Here is a 14,324-nt window from a genome sequence, read left to right as displayed (position 1 = left end):
TTACGTAATTTTTATTTTCCCATCAACACTTTGCCGATTTTTTCCAGTGAATTTTTGAGAACTTCGTCGTCAACGGCGTAGGAAAAACGGATACAGCGGTCATCACCGAAAGCGGAACCGGGCACCAGAGCCACTCCGGCTTCTTCCAGAATCTTGGTGCACATGGAAGCGGAATCCGGGGTTTCTTCAGTGTAAAAACCGTCCAGAACCGGGAAGAGATAGAAGGCTCCGTCCGGTTTGGGGCAGATAACACCGGGCCATGAGGTGATAATATCGTAAGCAAGGTCACGACGGCGCTGAAACTTTACGCACATGTCATCAATGAGATCCCACGGACCTTCAAAAGCTGCCAGTGCGGCCTTCTGGGCCATGGTGTTCACGTTTGAAGTAGACTGGCCCTGAATTTTAGACATAGCCTTAACCAAATCGGCATGGGCCAGAGTGGTACCAACACGCCAGCCGGTCATGGCGAAGCTCTTGGAAAGCGCGCCCACGATGGCTACATCTTCAGGGTTCTTTTCCCAGAAATTGGCAAGGGTGGAATAGTCCGCAGGCTTGTAAACCAGACGGTCATAAACTTCATCGGAAACAATGAAAATACCCTTGGACTTGGCCCAGTTGGCGATTTCATCCAGCTGTGCCTGCGGGTAGTGCCCACCGGTGGGGTTGGAGGGGGTGTTCAGGATCAGCAGCTTGGTTTTAGGAGTGCATGCTGCTTCGAGGTCTTTAATCTCGGCCAGAAAACCGGATTCAGCGGTTGTGGGTACGATCACCGGCTTACCTTCGGCCAGCTCAACCATGGCCGGATAGCTGACCCAGTAAGGAGCAGGAATGAGCACCTCATCGCCCGGATCAATGAGGGCCATGAACAGGTTATAGAGGGAATGCTTACCGCCGTTGCTGACAATGGTATTATCTGCCACGGCTTTTGCGCCGTAAAATTTACCGTAATAGTTGGCTACAGCTGTACGCAGTTCGGGGAGCCCCGGAACAGCGGTGTAGCGATGAAAACCGTCATCAACAGCTTTTTTCATGGCTTCGCAGACATGTTCCGGTGTGGGGGAGTCAGGTTCGCCAACCGCGAGGCTTACGATTTCCTTACCCTGTGCACGCAGTTCCTGTGCCTTGGCGTTAACAGCCAGAGTTGCCGACGGCTTTGCCCTCATAAGTCTTTCAGAAATTTTCATATCCCTTTCCTGCTGCTTGAGTTATATGTTTATCCACGGCCATTGACGATGCTTAAGCATGTACCGTAACCAAGAAATTCAACCAGTTACGAAACTTAATCTGAAGATGCGCCAAAAGGGCGCAGAGTTGTCAGGATTGTTACTAAGGTCCATGCTCTACTGGCGAACTTAATGGAAAACAGCAAAAACGTAAATCTCTCTGTGGAAGATATCCCACTTTACAACTCTGTTTTTTAACCGTTTACCGAAATCAACCCCAAAAGGCGGCTTTAGATAATGTTTTTTGCAAAACCGTCCCACCCCTGCTACAACCCCAATCGAGGAGTTAAATAATATGATCTACAGATTTTTTGCTTTGACCATCCTGCTGCTGAGCCTTGCGGCCTGCGCCCCTGTAATGATGAACGGTGAAGTTACATCTGATAAAGGCGAAGCCCTCGGCCCGGTGGAAATGTCCGCATTCAAGCAGCGCGGGCTGAAAACATATTCCGTCAAGGCCCAGCTTCCTGATGAAACCGTTTTCAACGGTGAGATGCATTTCGGAGAAAAAACCGTCACCCTGTACAGCCATGACGGGGTCAGCATGAATTGCGAGTTCGCAATGAAAAAACAGGCTGAGGAATTCGAAGGCGGCGGAACAGGCAGTTGCAGTACTTCCGACGGCCAGAAGATGAAAGTTAAATTCTAGCCCTTTTCACGGTATATTAAATGATCCGGCTGAACCGTCTTTCATACAACTTCGGCTCCAACTGGGCTTTAAAAGATATTTCCCTGCATATAGAAAAAGGGGAATTCATCTTTCTGACCGGGCATTCCGGAGCAGGCAAGACTACGCTCATGCGACTTCTTTACGGTGCCCTGCCGCTCACCCGCGGTCAGGCATCCGTTGCCGGGTACGACCTGCATAATATCAAACGCAACCAGATTCCCATGTTGCGCCGCAAGCTGGGTGTGGTCTTTCAGGATTTTAAAATTCTGCCTGAAAGATCGGTATACGAAAACGTATCTCTCGCCCTGACCGTGCGCAGCATGCCGAAATCTGTGGTTGATAAAAGGGTCCGGGCCATCATCCGCGCTCTCGGTCTTGAAAAGAAAAGCTATTCCAAATGCGGCTCCCTTTCCGGCGGCGAACAGCAGCGGGTGGCAATCGCCCGGGCCATGGTGGTCAATCCCAAACTGATCATTGCCGACGAACCCACCGGAAACCTCGACTTTGAACTTTCCCTGCATTTGATGGACGTATTCAAGCAATTTCATACCCATGGCACCACCGTTGTCATGGCCACACACAGCCGGGAAATCCTGCGCTGCGTACCTGATGCACGGATCATCCACCTTGAAGACGGCCAGCTCAGCGAACCGCCCGAATTCCTGACCTCGGAGCTGTGCAAATGTTAGGTCTCTTTTTCAGGCTCATCGGCCGGGGTATCCGCGATATGGGGCTGCACCCGTGGGCCAACATCTTCACCCTTGTGGCCGTGACCATGGTTTCAATCCTTGCCGGGCTGTTCATGCTCACCCTGCACAACGTCAATCAGGAACTGCTCAAAAGTAAAGGACAGGTGGAAATCCAGATTTTCTGGGTCGCCAACACCCCGGCTGAAGATTATGAAAAACAATGGGCCGACCTAAAAAACATCGAAGGGCTCAAAGATATCCGTACCTTCACCCCGGAAAACGCCCTCAAGCAGCTTTCCGAAGCACTCAGCGACAGTGACGATTTTTCATGGCTCGGCGAATCGCGCAATCCCCTGCCTCCCACCGCATTGCTCTCTTTTTCAGTGGAACCGGGAGTGGAAAATGAACGCTGGGCCGCTGATTTATTACACGACCTTAAAGCACTTCCCTTTGTGGACAAGGTGCATTACAATCCCCTGCAGATTGACCTTGCAAGGGGCTGGATCAGCCTGACCCAATCCATAGTCTGGCCTATCATCGGCTTCCTCGGACTCATTGTCGCACTCGTTGTCGGCAACACCATGCGCCTTTCGCTAATGACCCGCAAAGACGAAATAGAAATCCTCTATCTCGTTGGCGCCAGACAATGGTTTATCCGCCTTCCGCTCCTCACCGGAGGGGCACTGCTCGGACTTGTCGGAAGTTCTACAGCCCTAGGTATCCTATACGCTGCCCAGCAATTTTTCGCAGATATCCTGAATTTTCCGCCCCTATTCATGAAACTGACCTTCCTGCCCCCGGAACAATGCCTTATACTGGCAGGAACCGTCACCCTGATCGGAATGCTGAGCAGCTTTGTGGCTGTTAAGAATTAAGTTTTATTGCCTCCGGCGGCCCTTCGGGGACCAAAGAACCCTTTTGGAAAAGGGTTCTCTGGACTCTCCTAAAACTTTTTATCAGGGCTTCGCCGTTTCCTAGCTCAAATGAGCATTTTCAATATCCAAAGGCCATTCCTCATAAAAGGAAATTTTTCATATTAACCTGCTATCTACTGCAACACAGAGCGATAGCTTATTAAAAAAGTTTGGGATTCTTAAACCCTTTTCAAAGGGTTTAAGCCCTCGGAGAGGCCCCCGGCAGGGCCGTCGGAGACCCGCCGGAGGCATACCAATCAGGAGAGTAATCATCTATGAGAAGTAAAAAAATGACTGGAGGGCTGGAGAAGGCCCCGCACCGTTCCCTACTTTACGCACTGGGCATGTCCAAGGATGAGGTCAACCGTCCGCTGATCGGCGTATGTAACGCATCCAATGAAATTATTCCCGGCCACGTGCACCTGCACAACATCACCCGTGCGGTAAAAGACGGCGTTCGTCTGGCTGGCGGTGTGCCCATGGAATTCCCGGCCATCGGCGTCTGTGATGGTCTGGCCATGAACCACGCGGGCATGCGTTACTCCCTGCCCAGCCGTGAGATCATTGCCGACTCCATCGAGATCATGGCCACCGCGCATCCCTTTGACGCGCTGGTGCTCATCCCCAACTGTGACAAGATCGTACCCGGTATGCTCATGGCCGCCCTGCGGTTGAACATCCCGACCATCGTTATCAGCGGCGGTCCCATGCTCGCAGGCCGCAAAGACGGCAAAAAAGTCGACCTGATCACCGTATTTGAAGGTGTTGGTCAGGTTAAGACCGGAAACATGACTGAAGACGAACTTACCGTACTTGAGCAGAGTGCCTGCCCCACTTGCGGTTCCTGTTCCGGCATGTTCACCGCCAACTCCATGAACTGCCTTTCCGAGACCATCGGTCTGGCCCTGCCCGGCAACGGTACCATTCCCGCTGTCATGGCTGAGCGCACCCGCCTTGCCAAGGCTGCGGGTTCCCAGATCATGACTCTGCTCGAAAAGGACATCAAACCGCGCGACATCGTCACTGAGAAAAGTCTCAAGAACGCGGTAACCATGGACATGGCTCTGGGCTGCTCCACCAACACCGTGCTGCACCTGCCCGCCATTTTCAACGAAGCAGGTCTCAAGCTAGACCTGACCGTATTTGACGAAATCAGCCGCAACACACCCAATCTGTGCAAGCTTTCCCCGGCAGGTCCCGACCACATTGAAGACCTGAACACAGCAGGCGGCATTCAGGGCGTTATGGCCGAACTTTCCAAATCCGGCCGTATCGAACTTGACCCGCTGACAGTTACCGGTAAGTCTGTAGGTGACAACCTCAAGGAATTAAACGCCGGAATCACCGACCATAAAATAGTACGTCCGGTTGACGATCCCTACTCAAAAGAAGGCGGTATCGCGGTTCTATTCGGTAACATTGCCGAAGACGGCTGCGTTGTTAAGCAGTCCGCAGTGGCTCCTGAAATGATGAAACGCACCTGCAACGCAAAGGTCTACAATTCCGAGGAAGAAGCAGTAGAAGCGATCCTCGGCAATCAGATCGTCAAGGGCGATGCCGTGGTTATCCTTTATGAAGGCCCCAAAGGCGGCCCCGGTATGCGTGAAATGCTGACCCCCACCTCCGCTATCGCAGGTATGGGTCTTGGCGCAGATGTGGCCCTGATCACTGACGGACGTTTTTCCGGCGGTACCCGCGGCGCGGCCATCGGCCACGTTTCCCCGGAAGCTGCTTCCGGCGGTGCTATCGGGCTGGTCCGGACCGGAGATGTAATTGAAATCGACATCCCCGGACGTTCCATCAACGTGAAGCTCGATGAAGCTGAACTTGAAAAACGTCGCGCTGCATTCAAGCCCATTGAAAAAGAAATGCCCTCCGCATTCCTCAAACGCTACAGCCAGAACGTAACTTCAGCATCAACCGGTGCTGTTTATAAAAAGTAATTTGCCTTCGGCGACCAGAGGGGRAAAACTTTTKCAAAAGTTTTTCCCCTCTGGACTCCCCTTTTCAAAACCTTTCACCAAGCTTCGCTCTGTATTTCCTAAATCCACTCAAAATTTTTCAGCCCTGCCTTTGTGGGAAACCGCCCGTCATTTCTTTGCTTTTTTCGTGAAGACGATTTAAATACTTTTTCCATGTTCAAACTTCTTCTCTTCATAGCAATCCTGATCCTGATATTCGGGTACCGCAAACGCCAGAAAGTCAAAGGCGGCATTAATATCAATACCATCCTCATGGCCGCGCTTCTGGTTCTTTTTATCCTTTCATTGCTGACCAGATTTCAGAACTGATCCCGGCTGCACAGCTGACCTTCCGATATTCCTGTATACACATATTGACCTCGCTGACGATTATAGTTATCGATAACTAGATTTATTTGTTATTCATTAAATATATTGAAATTATTTTCTGACGATTCAACAAATACACATCTGTTTGCCAACTGGGCTTACAGAAAATAACTATACAGGATTTCCAGACATGACAGCTGAAACTTTCACCCATCGGGACCTTTCCAACATCACCGGGGTATCGGTGACCACCATCAAGAGTTACCGCAAAAAATTCCCTGAATTCTTTTTCATTGTCGGGCACGGCAAACCCCTGCGCTTTCGCAAAGGTGCTGATAAACTCAGTTTACGTATTCGCGATCTTTTCAATAAAAATCTATCGGTAAGGCAAATACGCGATAAACTTTTTACAGAATTTGAGTCAGTTAAAGAAAATCGTCAGTTATCGGAAAAGAAACAGGATTCGCAAGTCAACGGCGAAGAATTTGCAAAACTGGCCAAAACTACCACCCAGATGATGAATGGCCTTGCCGCACTGGTTACTGCACAGGCCAAGTCCGAACAGCGGCTGGCACGCATGGAAAAATCACTGAAGGAACTGCTACAGTCCCAGTCTGAAGCACCGTCCGGAACAACTGAACTGTTGCAGGAAATCAAGGATATTCTGGCCAGCTCAGGAGGATTGCAGCAGCCGGAAAGGATCACTGCCAAAAAAGTGGTCACTATCAAAAAGGACGATGGAGAATCTGATTCCTACTCCCTTGATGCCGACAGCTCAGCCATTGAGCCGGAATCTGACTTCATGGAACTCCCGGTGGTTATCCATTCCGATACCGGGGAATTCCTCGGCATGCCCGGCAGACCCGGACAGCCTTTTACGCTGCAGGAACTGGTTCATCTGGTCAGCAGCCGCAAGGAAGATAATGCATCCAAAATCTGGCATAAACAGGGACGGGAATGGGTTCTGGCCGTAAAATCTCCCGAAGGTCCGCTTTACGAACTCTACTTCAGCAGAACCCATACTCCTAAGGGAAATATTGTATCTTTTTTCAAACGTTTGGATATCAATTCCGAATCCCAGTCACATGTTGACATCCTCTCCTTTTTCAAGGAAGTGCGGGACTTGATTGATTCCATTTAGCCTGCCTGAAAAATTTTACGGATACCGTTTGCATAAAGAATCCATATTCAGGTATTATCGGTTTGATTTTCAATAATTCACCACAGCATAAACTAATTATATCAACTGTTTGATTTTAGAATACACATGCTTGCCCTGCTGCGGAAATAGTTCTGCGAGGGCTGGGAATAACTTCTTATTTCAAGGAGGAAACAATAGTGGCTGCGCCAATTTTCAACTGCAAAAACGCTGACGATGTCCTGAAGGCTGTACGTGATTACAACATCAGTTTCGTACAGTTCTGGTTTGTAGATATTCTCGGAACCCTGAAAAGCTTCCAGATTACCCCCAAGGAACTTGAAGCATCTTTCGAAGAAGGTATGGGTTTTGATGGTTCTTCTATTCTCGGGTTTACCCGTATCGAAGAATCAGACATGATCGCCATCCCCGATCCCACCACTTTTCAGCTTTGCTCCTGGCGTCCAACAGAACGCCCGGTAGCCCGTATGTTCTGTGATATTCAGAACCCGGACGGCACCCCGTATGAAGGCGACAGCCGCTGGGTGCTCAAAAAAACCCTCGATAAGGCTGCCGAGCGCGGCTACACCTACTACGTGGGTCCCGAACTTGAATTTTTCCTTTTTCAGGACGAAAAAGGCACCAAGATTATCGACCGCGGCGGTTACTTTGACGCCCCGCCGCTGGATCTCGGTAACGATGTGCGCCGCGACATCATTTTTTCCCTTGAACAGATGGGTTATGATGTAGAATACAGCCACCACGAAGTAGCACCCAGCCAGCATGAAATCGACCTGCGCTACGCTGAAGGCATGCGCATGGCCGACACAGCCATGACTTACCGGGTTATCGTTAAGGAAGTGGCCCGCAAACACGGCATCTACGCCACCTTCATGCCCAAGCCCATTTTCGGCGAAAACGGCTCCGGCATGCACGTACACCAGTCCCTGTTCAAAAACGGCCGTAACGTCTTTTTCGATGCCAACGATGAGTATCATCTCAGCCCGGAAGGCAAGAGCTATATTGCCGGTATCCTCAAGCATGCCCCGGAAATGACCTGTGTCACCAACCAGTGGGTCAACTCATACAAACGTCTGGTTCCCGGCTATGAGGCCCCTGTATATGTCTCATGGGCCCGTAAGAACCGTTCCACACTGGTGCGGGTGCCCATGTATAAGCCCGGCAAAGAAAATGCCACCAGAATGGAACTGCGTTGCCCCGACCCGGCTGCCAACCCCTATCTCTGCTTTGCGGTAATGCTGCAGGCCGGGCTTAAAGGAATTGACGAGACCTACGAACTGCCCGCACCCATCGAAGAAAATATCTTCGCCATGGACGGTCCGACCCTTGCTGAACACGGCATCACTGCCCTGCCCGGCAACCTTTACGAAGCAGCAGTGGCCATGAAGAACAGCGAAGTGGTCAAGGAATGCCTCGGCGAACATATTCACGCCAATCTTTACAGAAACAAAATCAAGGAATGGGACAGGTACCGTACTCAGGTAACCGAGTACGAAATAGCAAACTACCTGCCTGTTTTATAAGAAGCCTTCGGCGACCAGAGGGGGAACCCTTTTTGTAAAAAGGGTTCCCCCTCTGGACTCCCCCTCCCCAAAACTTTTAGTTCGCTTCGCGGCGTTGTCCGTACAGGTGTGCTATGTCTGAAATCGATTCTCTCAATTCACAGTATAAGCTTGATTCACTCGGGTTACTGCCTGATTTCTGCCTTCAGGAAATCTTCAGCCGTGAATTCAATAATGCTGCCACGGCAAAGATTTTCATACTTCTTTCTGAAGGTACAAAACAAAAAGTGATAGAAAATCTTAATATGATTCGGGCAGTAAGAATCAATAAGATTATCGATAAGTTTGAATCAGGTGAATTGGAAATACCCTTTTCCCGATTTGAAAAAACCTGTGAAGATTTGATGGACCGGGTTCAGGAATTAAAGGAAGAGGGTAAAATTCAAGTACCTGAAGTAAGCCTAGATGAATCATTTTTAAGCAGTTCCCGTGAACTGACCGACTTTTCAGACAACCTGCCTCGCTTTAATTTTTATCAAAACGATCTGCACGACCTTATCTCATGGTGGAATCTGGCCGCCAAAAATATCAAATCCCTTTTCGGTAAAAGATCTCAAGCTGAGAATATTGTCCTTGAAAGACTGGATGATGAATTCAGTGCCAGAATTTTCGCCCATTCCATTGACGATCTCAAAAAGAATGAATTTGCTGACAAGGCAGAAGAATTCCGCGTCGCTGCTTTCAGGGAACACGAACAGCGTCTGAATCTCATTGAAGAATTTCTCCTGCAATTAATTAACAAGCTAAGCAACCGCGATTTTGCCGCCAGGCTTGCAGACAATTTTCCTGATGATGAGTCAATGCAGGACAAATTGCTTCAAAACAGCCCTCTGCTGCTTATTCCTGCGGTGAAGGATGAACTTCCGGCTGAAGACATTGCCATGTCTCTTTTTAAGCTCAAACTCATTCATGACGACTTAGGTTTCAAAGGCATCGAAAAGCTTATCCGCTCATCAAATAATTACTTTTTTAAAAAAGGATTATCGATAAGTTTCTCAAACATGAATTCCGAATATGCCCAACGTATAATTAAAGAACGCAAAAAATCAGCCCTCAATGAATTCAAAATCAAGCTCAAAATGATCATTGATGCCGTTACCTGCATCAGGGAAAACAGCAGCATTTATATCATGCTGGAGTTAATGAGTTCATATACTGTTTATGATTTCGAGGAATAAAAAAGTCGGCTCCGCATGGAACCGACTTATTCAAACTAATCAATCTTACCCATTTCTTTGAGCAACCCCATCACATCGGCAGTTTCTCCAGCTGCCATTGTGCCCCCCAATGAAATTGCCACAGCGCAGCTTTCAAGGATTTCATCCACACTAGAGCCTGCATTCAATGCTTCAACAGTCTGATACAGAATACAAGCCTTACAGCCGCCGGTAAGAGCGGCAACCAGTGCCATCAAACGTTTATGCTTGGCTTTTACATATCCGTCTTTGTATACCTCACCATGCAACTCATAATACGGCTCAGCGATTTCAGGCATGAGCTTAGTGTATTTTTCCCAGTTTGCGCCGATTGACTTCTTTTTTTCAGTTTGGCTTTCAATCATTTAGTACTCCTTATTTGAAATAAGAATGACTGAGTCTTAAACATTAGACAAACTAATACTATTTATCTATTATATAAAAATGCTTGATACCTTACATTCAGCCCAACTCACACCGGACCTGCTCCGTTCATTCATCATTGCTGCGGATACCAAAAGTTTTACGCGCACTGCCAACCTTGTACACCGCACACAGGCAGCTGTAAGCATGCAGATGAAAAAGCTTGAGGATGAATTGAAATGTGTTCTTTTTCAACGGGAAGGCAGAGGAGTCAGCCTGACAGCCGAAGGCGAAATACTTTACCGCTATTCATCCAAAATACTTGAATTACATGATGAAGCCCTCTCGGCAGTATCAGGACCGAAGCTGAACGGCATTGTACGACTGGGGGCACCGGATGATTACGCCATGAAACATCTCCCCGGTATCCTGAAAGAATTTGCCGTGAACCATCCTCAGGTTCAGATAGATGTCTTCTGTGATGACACGCGAACTCTGGCCGCTATGCTTGATAAAGGGCAGCTTGATCTGGTTATTGCCACGGATAATGCAAAAACCGAATTTTCAGCACCTTTGGAGCTGAGTTGGATTCTGCCGGAAAGAATGGAACCAGCCGAATTGGATGTCCTGCCGCTGGCCCTCTTTCACCCGTTCTGCTGTTACCGGGAAAACGCGCTTAAAGCTCTTGATAAGGCCGGACGTAAATACCGCATTGCCTACGGCAGTCCAAGCCTTGCAGGACTTCTGGCAGCAGTTCAGGGAGGTTTGGCAATAGCTGTTGTGACCAAAGAAACCACGGCTAAGGGATGCCGTCACGCCCGCCCTTCCGACAACCTGCCGGCCATAGAACATGTTTATATTGATCTCAGATTCCAGCCGGGACTGCGGTCAGAGGTTGTTTCGGTGTTTGGAGGGTTTATTGCGCGGGGATTGGGGATTGTTATTTGATTGATTTTCATATTTTTGAACTTGTAAAGATTACTTACAAGTTCAAAAATACCACCTAAAACCGTTTCTTCAAATAATCCAGCTTATACCGAACAGCATACGGGTTAGGATAAGTATCCACTATCTTTTCAAGCAGCTGGGCAGCGCGTTTGTATTCGTGGCGGTGCTCGTAAATATCAGCGAGCATGAAGGTTGCTTCTGCGTGAATCTCTTCGGGAACACCATCCATTCTGATCAGTTTTTCAAGCTCTGATTCCGCCCGCTCCCAAGCCTGAATCAGGGTCAGGGTATGAGCCATTTCAAACAGTGCCCGGGCTTTTGTGGTCGGATTTTCAGTGGTCTTGGCTATATCATTGTAGGTGTAAATGGCGAGGTCGTAATTTCTGAGTTTACGAAAAGTCTCGGCCAGCATGGTCCTTGTGGAGTCAAGCTGCACCTGTGGCTGGTTGGAAAATTCAAGGCTTTTCTCAAGGGCTTCCACAGCAGTTTTATACTGACCGGTGCGGATATACATTTCAGCCAGTCGAAGCTTAAGCTTGGCCGCCTGCTCCGCCTTATGCCCGAACTCAAGATACATGGCTTCGAGGATCGCCGCCCCCCGGTCACTGTCATGCCGAACTTCAGCGGCAATTCTGACCAGATAATCCCATGCTTCAAGACGGTGCTCGCCCTGAGGGTTATCCTGCAGGTATCTTTCGAACCCTTTTTCGGAATCAACATAGAACCCGCTGATAAAATTAGCACGAGCCTTATCGATAACCTCCGATGTATTATCAGCAGGTTTATCGCATCCCTGCAGCATTAGCAGCAGGGATGCGATAATTATGATCATGAATCTTTTCATTATGCAGATTCGTCGCCTTCAGATTCGGAAGTTGGTTCTTCATTGGCTTCCTGAACAAGGTCAAAACCCACAACGTGGTCGCCGTCATCCATGCGTACAAGACGTACACCCTGCGTGGCGCGGCCGACGAGGGAAACATCTTTCACGCCCATGCGGATGATCTTGTTACCGGAGGTGAGCAGTACTACTTCATCGTCAGCTGCAACCATGATTGAACCAAGCACCTTGCCGGTCTTGGTGGTAACTCTCATGCTGATGATGCCTTTACCGCCACGGGTCTGTAAGCGGTGCTGTTCAATGTCGGTACGTTTACCGTAACCGCCTTCGGAGATGGTCAGCAGCTGGACGCGCTCGTCAACTCCGGTCACAACACCGGAAACAACCTCGTCGCCCGGTCTAAGGGCAATCCCCTTAACACCGCTGGCCACACGGCCCATGGCTCTTGCATCCTGACAGCTGAAGCGGATGGAAGTACCGTTTCTGGTCACCAGCACGGCTTCAGAATCAGCACTTACTTCCTTGACTGTGATCAACTCATCATTGTCCTTCAGGGCAACCGCACGGATACCGGACTGGCGGCAGTTGCGGTACAGGGCGATGGAAGAACGTTTAACCATGCCGTTCTTGGTCACGAACAGGAAGAAGCATTCTTCTTCGAATTCGCGCATAGTCATGGCAGTAGCAATGGTTTCGTCCTTCTCAAGGGGCAGCAGGTTGGCGATATGCGCGCCACGGGCAATGCGGCTTGCTTCGGGAACCTGATGAACCTTGATTTTGAACATCTTGCCCTTGGAAGTGAACAGCAGCAGGAACTGGTGGTTGGAGGTGGTCAGGAAGGTGTGGATAAAATCACCGTCCTTGGTCTGAACACCGGCAATACCTTTACCGCCGCGCTTCTGCTTCTGGTAATTGGAAAGCGGGGTACGCTTGATGTAACCGCGTCTGGAAAGAGTGATGACCGCATCATCATCAGGGATAAGGTCTTCGATGTCGATATCATCGGGGTTGTGATCCATGAGTACGGTTTTACGCTCGGTGGCGTAACCTTCTTTGATCTCAACCAGCTCGTCGCGGATAACGCCTTTGAGAATTTCCTCATTCTCAAGAATGGACTTGAAGTATTCAATCTTCTTGAGAATTTCAGCGTATTCTTCAAGCAGTTTTTCGTGTTCAAGGTTGGTAAGTCTCTGCAGTCTCATATCGAGAATTGCCTGAGCCTGTACCTTGGAGAGTTCAAAACGTTCCATCAAACCGATGCGTGCTTCATCACCGTTCTTGGAACCGCGGATGATCTTGACCACTTCATCGATGTTATCCAGCGCAATACGCAGACCTTCGAGAATGTGGGCGCGTTTCTCGCACTTGTCGAGGTCAAAACGGGTCCGGCGGATGATGACTTCGCGGCGGTGTTCAAGGAAGGCAGCCAGAATCTGCTTCAGGTTCATCAGCTGCGGACGGTTGGCGTTAACAGCCATCATGTTGATGCCGAAGCTCTGCTCCAACTGGGTGAACTTGTACAGGGAGTTGATGATAATATCCGCGATTGCGCCTTTTTTCAGGTCGACAACAACGCGGATACCCTTACGGTCGGATTCATCGCGCAAATCGGAAACACCTTCAATTTTACCTTCACCAACCAGCTGGGCGATTTTTTCAACCATGCTGGATTTGTTCAGGGCATAAGGAATTTCGCTGATGACGATGGACTGGCGACCGTTCTTTTTCTCCTCGATGTTCACAACACCGCGAATCTTGATGGAGCCGCGTCCGGTCAGGTAAGCCTCACGCAGACCTTTTCCGCCGAAGCAGAGTGCCCCGGTGGGAAAGTCAGGTCCTTTGATGTGGCCCATGAGGTCTTCGATCTCACACTCAGGGTTATCGAGCAGATGCACGGTACCGTTGATCAGCTCGCCGAGGTTGTGGGGCGGAATATTGGTGGCCATACCGACCGCGATACCGGAAGTACCGTTCAGCAGCAGGTTGGGCACCTTGGTGGGCAGAACAGAAGGTTCCTGCAAAGAGTTATCGTAGTTGTCGCGGAAATCGACAGTCTTTTTCTCAAGGTCGGCCAAAAACTCGGAACTGAGTTTGGACATCCTTGCTTCGGTGTAACGCATGGCCGCTGCGGCGTCGCCGTCAATGGAACCGAAGTTACCCTGACCGTCAACAAGCGGATCGCGCATGGAAAATTCCTGCGCCATACGTACCAGGGCATCGTAAACAGCAGAGTCACCGTGCGGGTGGTATTTACCGATTACGTCACCGACAACACGGGCGGATTTCTTATAGGCCCTGTTGTAGCTGTTACCAAGCTCGTGCATGGCGTAAAGAATACGCCTGTGTACAGGCTTCAGCCCGTCCCTTACATCAGGGATCGCTCGGCCGATAATTACGCTCAAGGAGTACTCTAAGTACGATTTCTTAAGCTCTTCTTCAATCGTGATTTGAGACATTGTTTCTCC

Annotated in this window: 13 protein-coding genes; 9 read left to right on the top strand and 4 right to left on the bottom strand. The window is 49.5% G+C overall.

Translation table 11 applies throughout. The features are described from left to right. Window positions 1-11: 11 nt before the first annotated feature. Window positions 12-1,187 carry a pyridoxal phosphate-dependent aminotransferase gene (locus FMR86_RS06355; protein ID WP_163350253.1) on the bottom strand — a complete coding sequence of 392 codons (1,176 nt, stop codon included), beginning with the start codon at window positions 1,185-1,187 and terminating at the stop codon, window positions 12-14. Window positions 1,188-1,521: 334 nt separating this feature from the next. Here FMR86_RS06355 and FMR86_RS06350 point away from each other — a divergent pair, with 334 nt between their 5' ends. From FMR86_RS06350 to FMR86_RS06320, 8 genes are all read left to right on the top strand, one after another. After that, a complete protein-coding gene (locus tag FMR86_RS06350) occupies window positions 1,522-1,875 on the top strand; it encodes a hypothetical protein (RefSeq protein WP_163350252.1) in 354 nt (117 codons plus the stop codon). Window positions 1,876-1,895: 20 nt separating this feature from the next. Then, complete coding sequence (ftsE, locus tag FMR86_RS06345; protein ID WP_163350251.1) at window positions 1,896-2,585, top strand: cell division ATP-binding protein FtsE; 690 nt, start codon at window positions 1,896-1,898, stop codon at window positions 2,583-2,585. Further along, a complete protein-coding gene (locus FMR86_RS06340; protein WP_163350250.1) occupies window positions 2,579-3,460 on the top strand; it encodes an ABC transporter permease in 882 nt (293 codons plus the stop codon). Before ftsE ends, FMR86_RS06340 begins: the two co-directional genes overlap by 7 nt. Window positions 3,461-3,774: 314 nt before the next feature. Then, entirely contained in the window at window positions 3,775-5,442 is a 1,668-nt protein-coding gene (ilvD, locus tag FMR86_RS06335; protein ID WP_163350249.1) for a dihydroxy-acid dehydratase, read from the top strand. Window positions 5,443-5,634: 192 nt separating this feature from the next. Beyond that, window positions 5,635-5,790: a hypothetical protein gene (locus FMR86_RS20380; protein ID WP_203544792.1), complete on the top strand. Its 156-nt coding sequence runs from the start codon at window positions 5,635-5,637 to the stop codon at window positions 5,788-5,790. A gap of 190 nt (window positions 5,791-5,980) precedes the next feature. Further along, a complete protein-coding gene (locus FMR86_RS06330) occupies window positions 5,981-6,931 on the top strand; it encodes a hypothetical protein (RefSeq protein ID WP_163350248.1) in 951 nt (316 codons plus the stop codon). Window positions 6,932-7,128: 197 nt separating this feature from the next. Beyond that, window positions 7,129-8,472 (top strand): glutamine synthetase family protein, encoded by a 1,344-nt coding sequence (locus FMR86_RS06325; protein WP_163350247.1) that lies wholly within the window; start codon window positions 7,129-7,131, stop codon window positions 8,470-8,472. 113 nt (window positions 8,473-8,585) lie between these two features. Continuing rightward, window positions 8,586-9,689 (top strand): hypothetical protein, encoded by a 1,104-nt coding sequence (locus FMR86_RS06320; protein ID WP_163350246.1) that lies wholly within the window; start codon window positions 8,586-8,588, stop codon window positions 9,687-9,689. A 35-nt stretch (window positions 9,690-9,724) separates the two neighbouring features. On the opposite strand, the gene FMR86_RS06315 is transcribed toward FMR86_RS06320, so the two are convergent. Beyond that, window positions 9,725-10,072: a carboxymuconolactone decarboxylase family protein gene (locus FMR86_RS06315; RefSeq protein ID WP_163350245.1), complete on the bottom strand. Its 348-nt coding sequence runs from the start codon at window positions 10,070-10,072 to the stop codon at window positions 9,725-9,727. Window positions 10,073-10,151: 79 nt separating this feature from the next. Here FMR86_RS06315 and FMR86_RS06310 point away from each other — a divergent pair, with 79 nt between their 5' ends. Next, window positions 10,152-11,018: a LysR family transcriptional regulator gene (locus FMR86_RS06310; RefSeq protein ID WP_203544791.1), complete on the top strand. Its 867-nt coding sequence runs from the start codon at window positions 10,152-10,154 to the stop codon at window positions 11,016-11,018. Window positions 11,019-11,073: 55 nt separating this feature from the next. Here the strand turns inward: FMR86_RS06310 and FMR86_RS06305 are convergent, their stop codons facing one another. Together FMR86_RS06305 and gyrA are read right to left on the bottom strand one after the other, a co-directional pair. After that, window positions 11,074-11,862 (bottom strand): lipopolysaccharide assembly protein LapB, encoded by a 789-nt coding sequence (locus tag FMR86_RS06305; RefSeq protein WP_163350244.1) that lies wholly within the window; start codon window positions 11,860-11,862, stop codon window positions 11,074-11,076. Then, complete coding sequence (gyrA, locus tag FMR86_RS06300) at window positions 11,862-14,315, bottom strand: DNA gyrase subunit A (RefSeq protein WP_163350243.1); 2,454 nt, start codon at window positions 14,313-14,315, stop codon at window positions 11,862-11,864. Before gyrA ends, FMR86_RS06305 begins: the two co-directional genes overlap by 1 nt. Between the last annotated feature and the right edge of the window lie 9 nt (window positions 14,316-14,324).

Source organism: Desulfovibrio sp. JC010, assembly GCF_010470675.1.
Lineage (GTDB): Bacteria > Desulfobacterota > Desulfovibrionia > Desulfovibrionales > Desulfovibrionaceae > Maridesulfovibrio.
Note: the sequence above shows the minus strand (reverse complement) of the source record. Positions and strands in the feature narration are given on the sequence as shown.

Bases quoted from the DNA above. Each gene is read 5' to 3' on its own strand.
- FMR86_RS06355 (WP_163350253.1), bottom strand. From the start codon at position 1,187: ATGAAAATTTCTGAAAGACTTATGAGGGCAAAGCCGTCGGCAACTCTG.
- FMR86_RS06350 (WP_163350252.1), top strand. From the start codon at position 1,522: ATGATCTACAGATTTTTTGCTTTGACCATCCTGCTGCTGAGCCTTGCG.
- ftsE (WP_163350251.1), top strand. From the start codon at position 1,896: ATGATCCGGCTGAACCGTCTTTCATACAACTTCGGCTCCAACTGGGCT.
- FMR86_RS06340 (WP_163350250.1), top strand. From the start codon at position 2,579: ATGTTAGGTCTCTTTTTCAGGCTCATCGGCCGGGGTATCCGCGATATG.
- ilvD (WP_163350249.1), top strand. From the start codon at position 3,775: ATGAGAAGTAAAAAAATGACTGGAGGGCTGGAGAAGGCCCCGCACCGT.
- FMR86_RS20380 (WP_203544792.1), top strand. From the start codon at position 5,635: ATGTTCAAACTTCTTCTCTTCATAGCAATCCTGATCCTGATATTCGGG.
- FMR86_RS06330 (WP_163350248.1), top strand. From the start codon at position 5,981: ATGACAGCTGAAACTTTCACCCATCGGGACCTTTCCAACATCACCGGG.
- FMR86_RS06320 (WP_163350246.1), top strand. From the start codon at position 8,586: ATGTCTGAAATCGATTCTCTCAATTCACAGTATAAGCTTGATTCACTC.
- FMR86_RS06315 (WP_163350245.1), bottom strand. From the start codon at position 10,072: ATGATTGAAAGCCAAACTGAAAAAAAGAAGTCAATCGGCGCAAACTGG.
- FMR86_RS06310 (WP_203544791.1), top strand. From the start codon at position 10,152: ATGCTTGATACCTTACATTCAGCCCAACTCACACCGGACCTGCTCCGT.
- FMR86_RS06305 (WP_163350244.1), bottom strand. From the start codon at position 11,862: ATGAAAAGATTCATGATCATAATTATCGCATCCCTGCTGCTAATGCTG.
- gyrA (WP_163350243.1), bottom strand. From the start codon at position 14,315: ATGTCTCAAATCACGATTGAAGAAGAGCTTAAGAAATCGTACTTAGAG.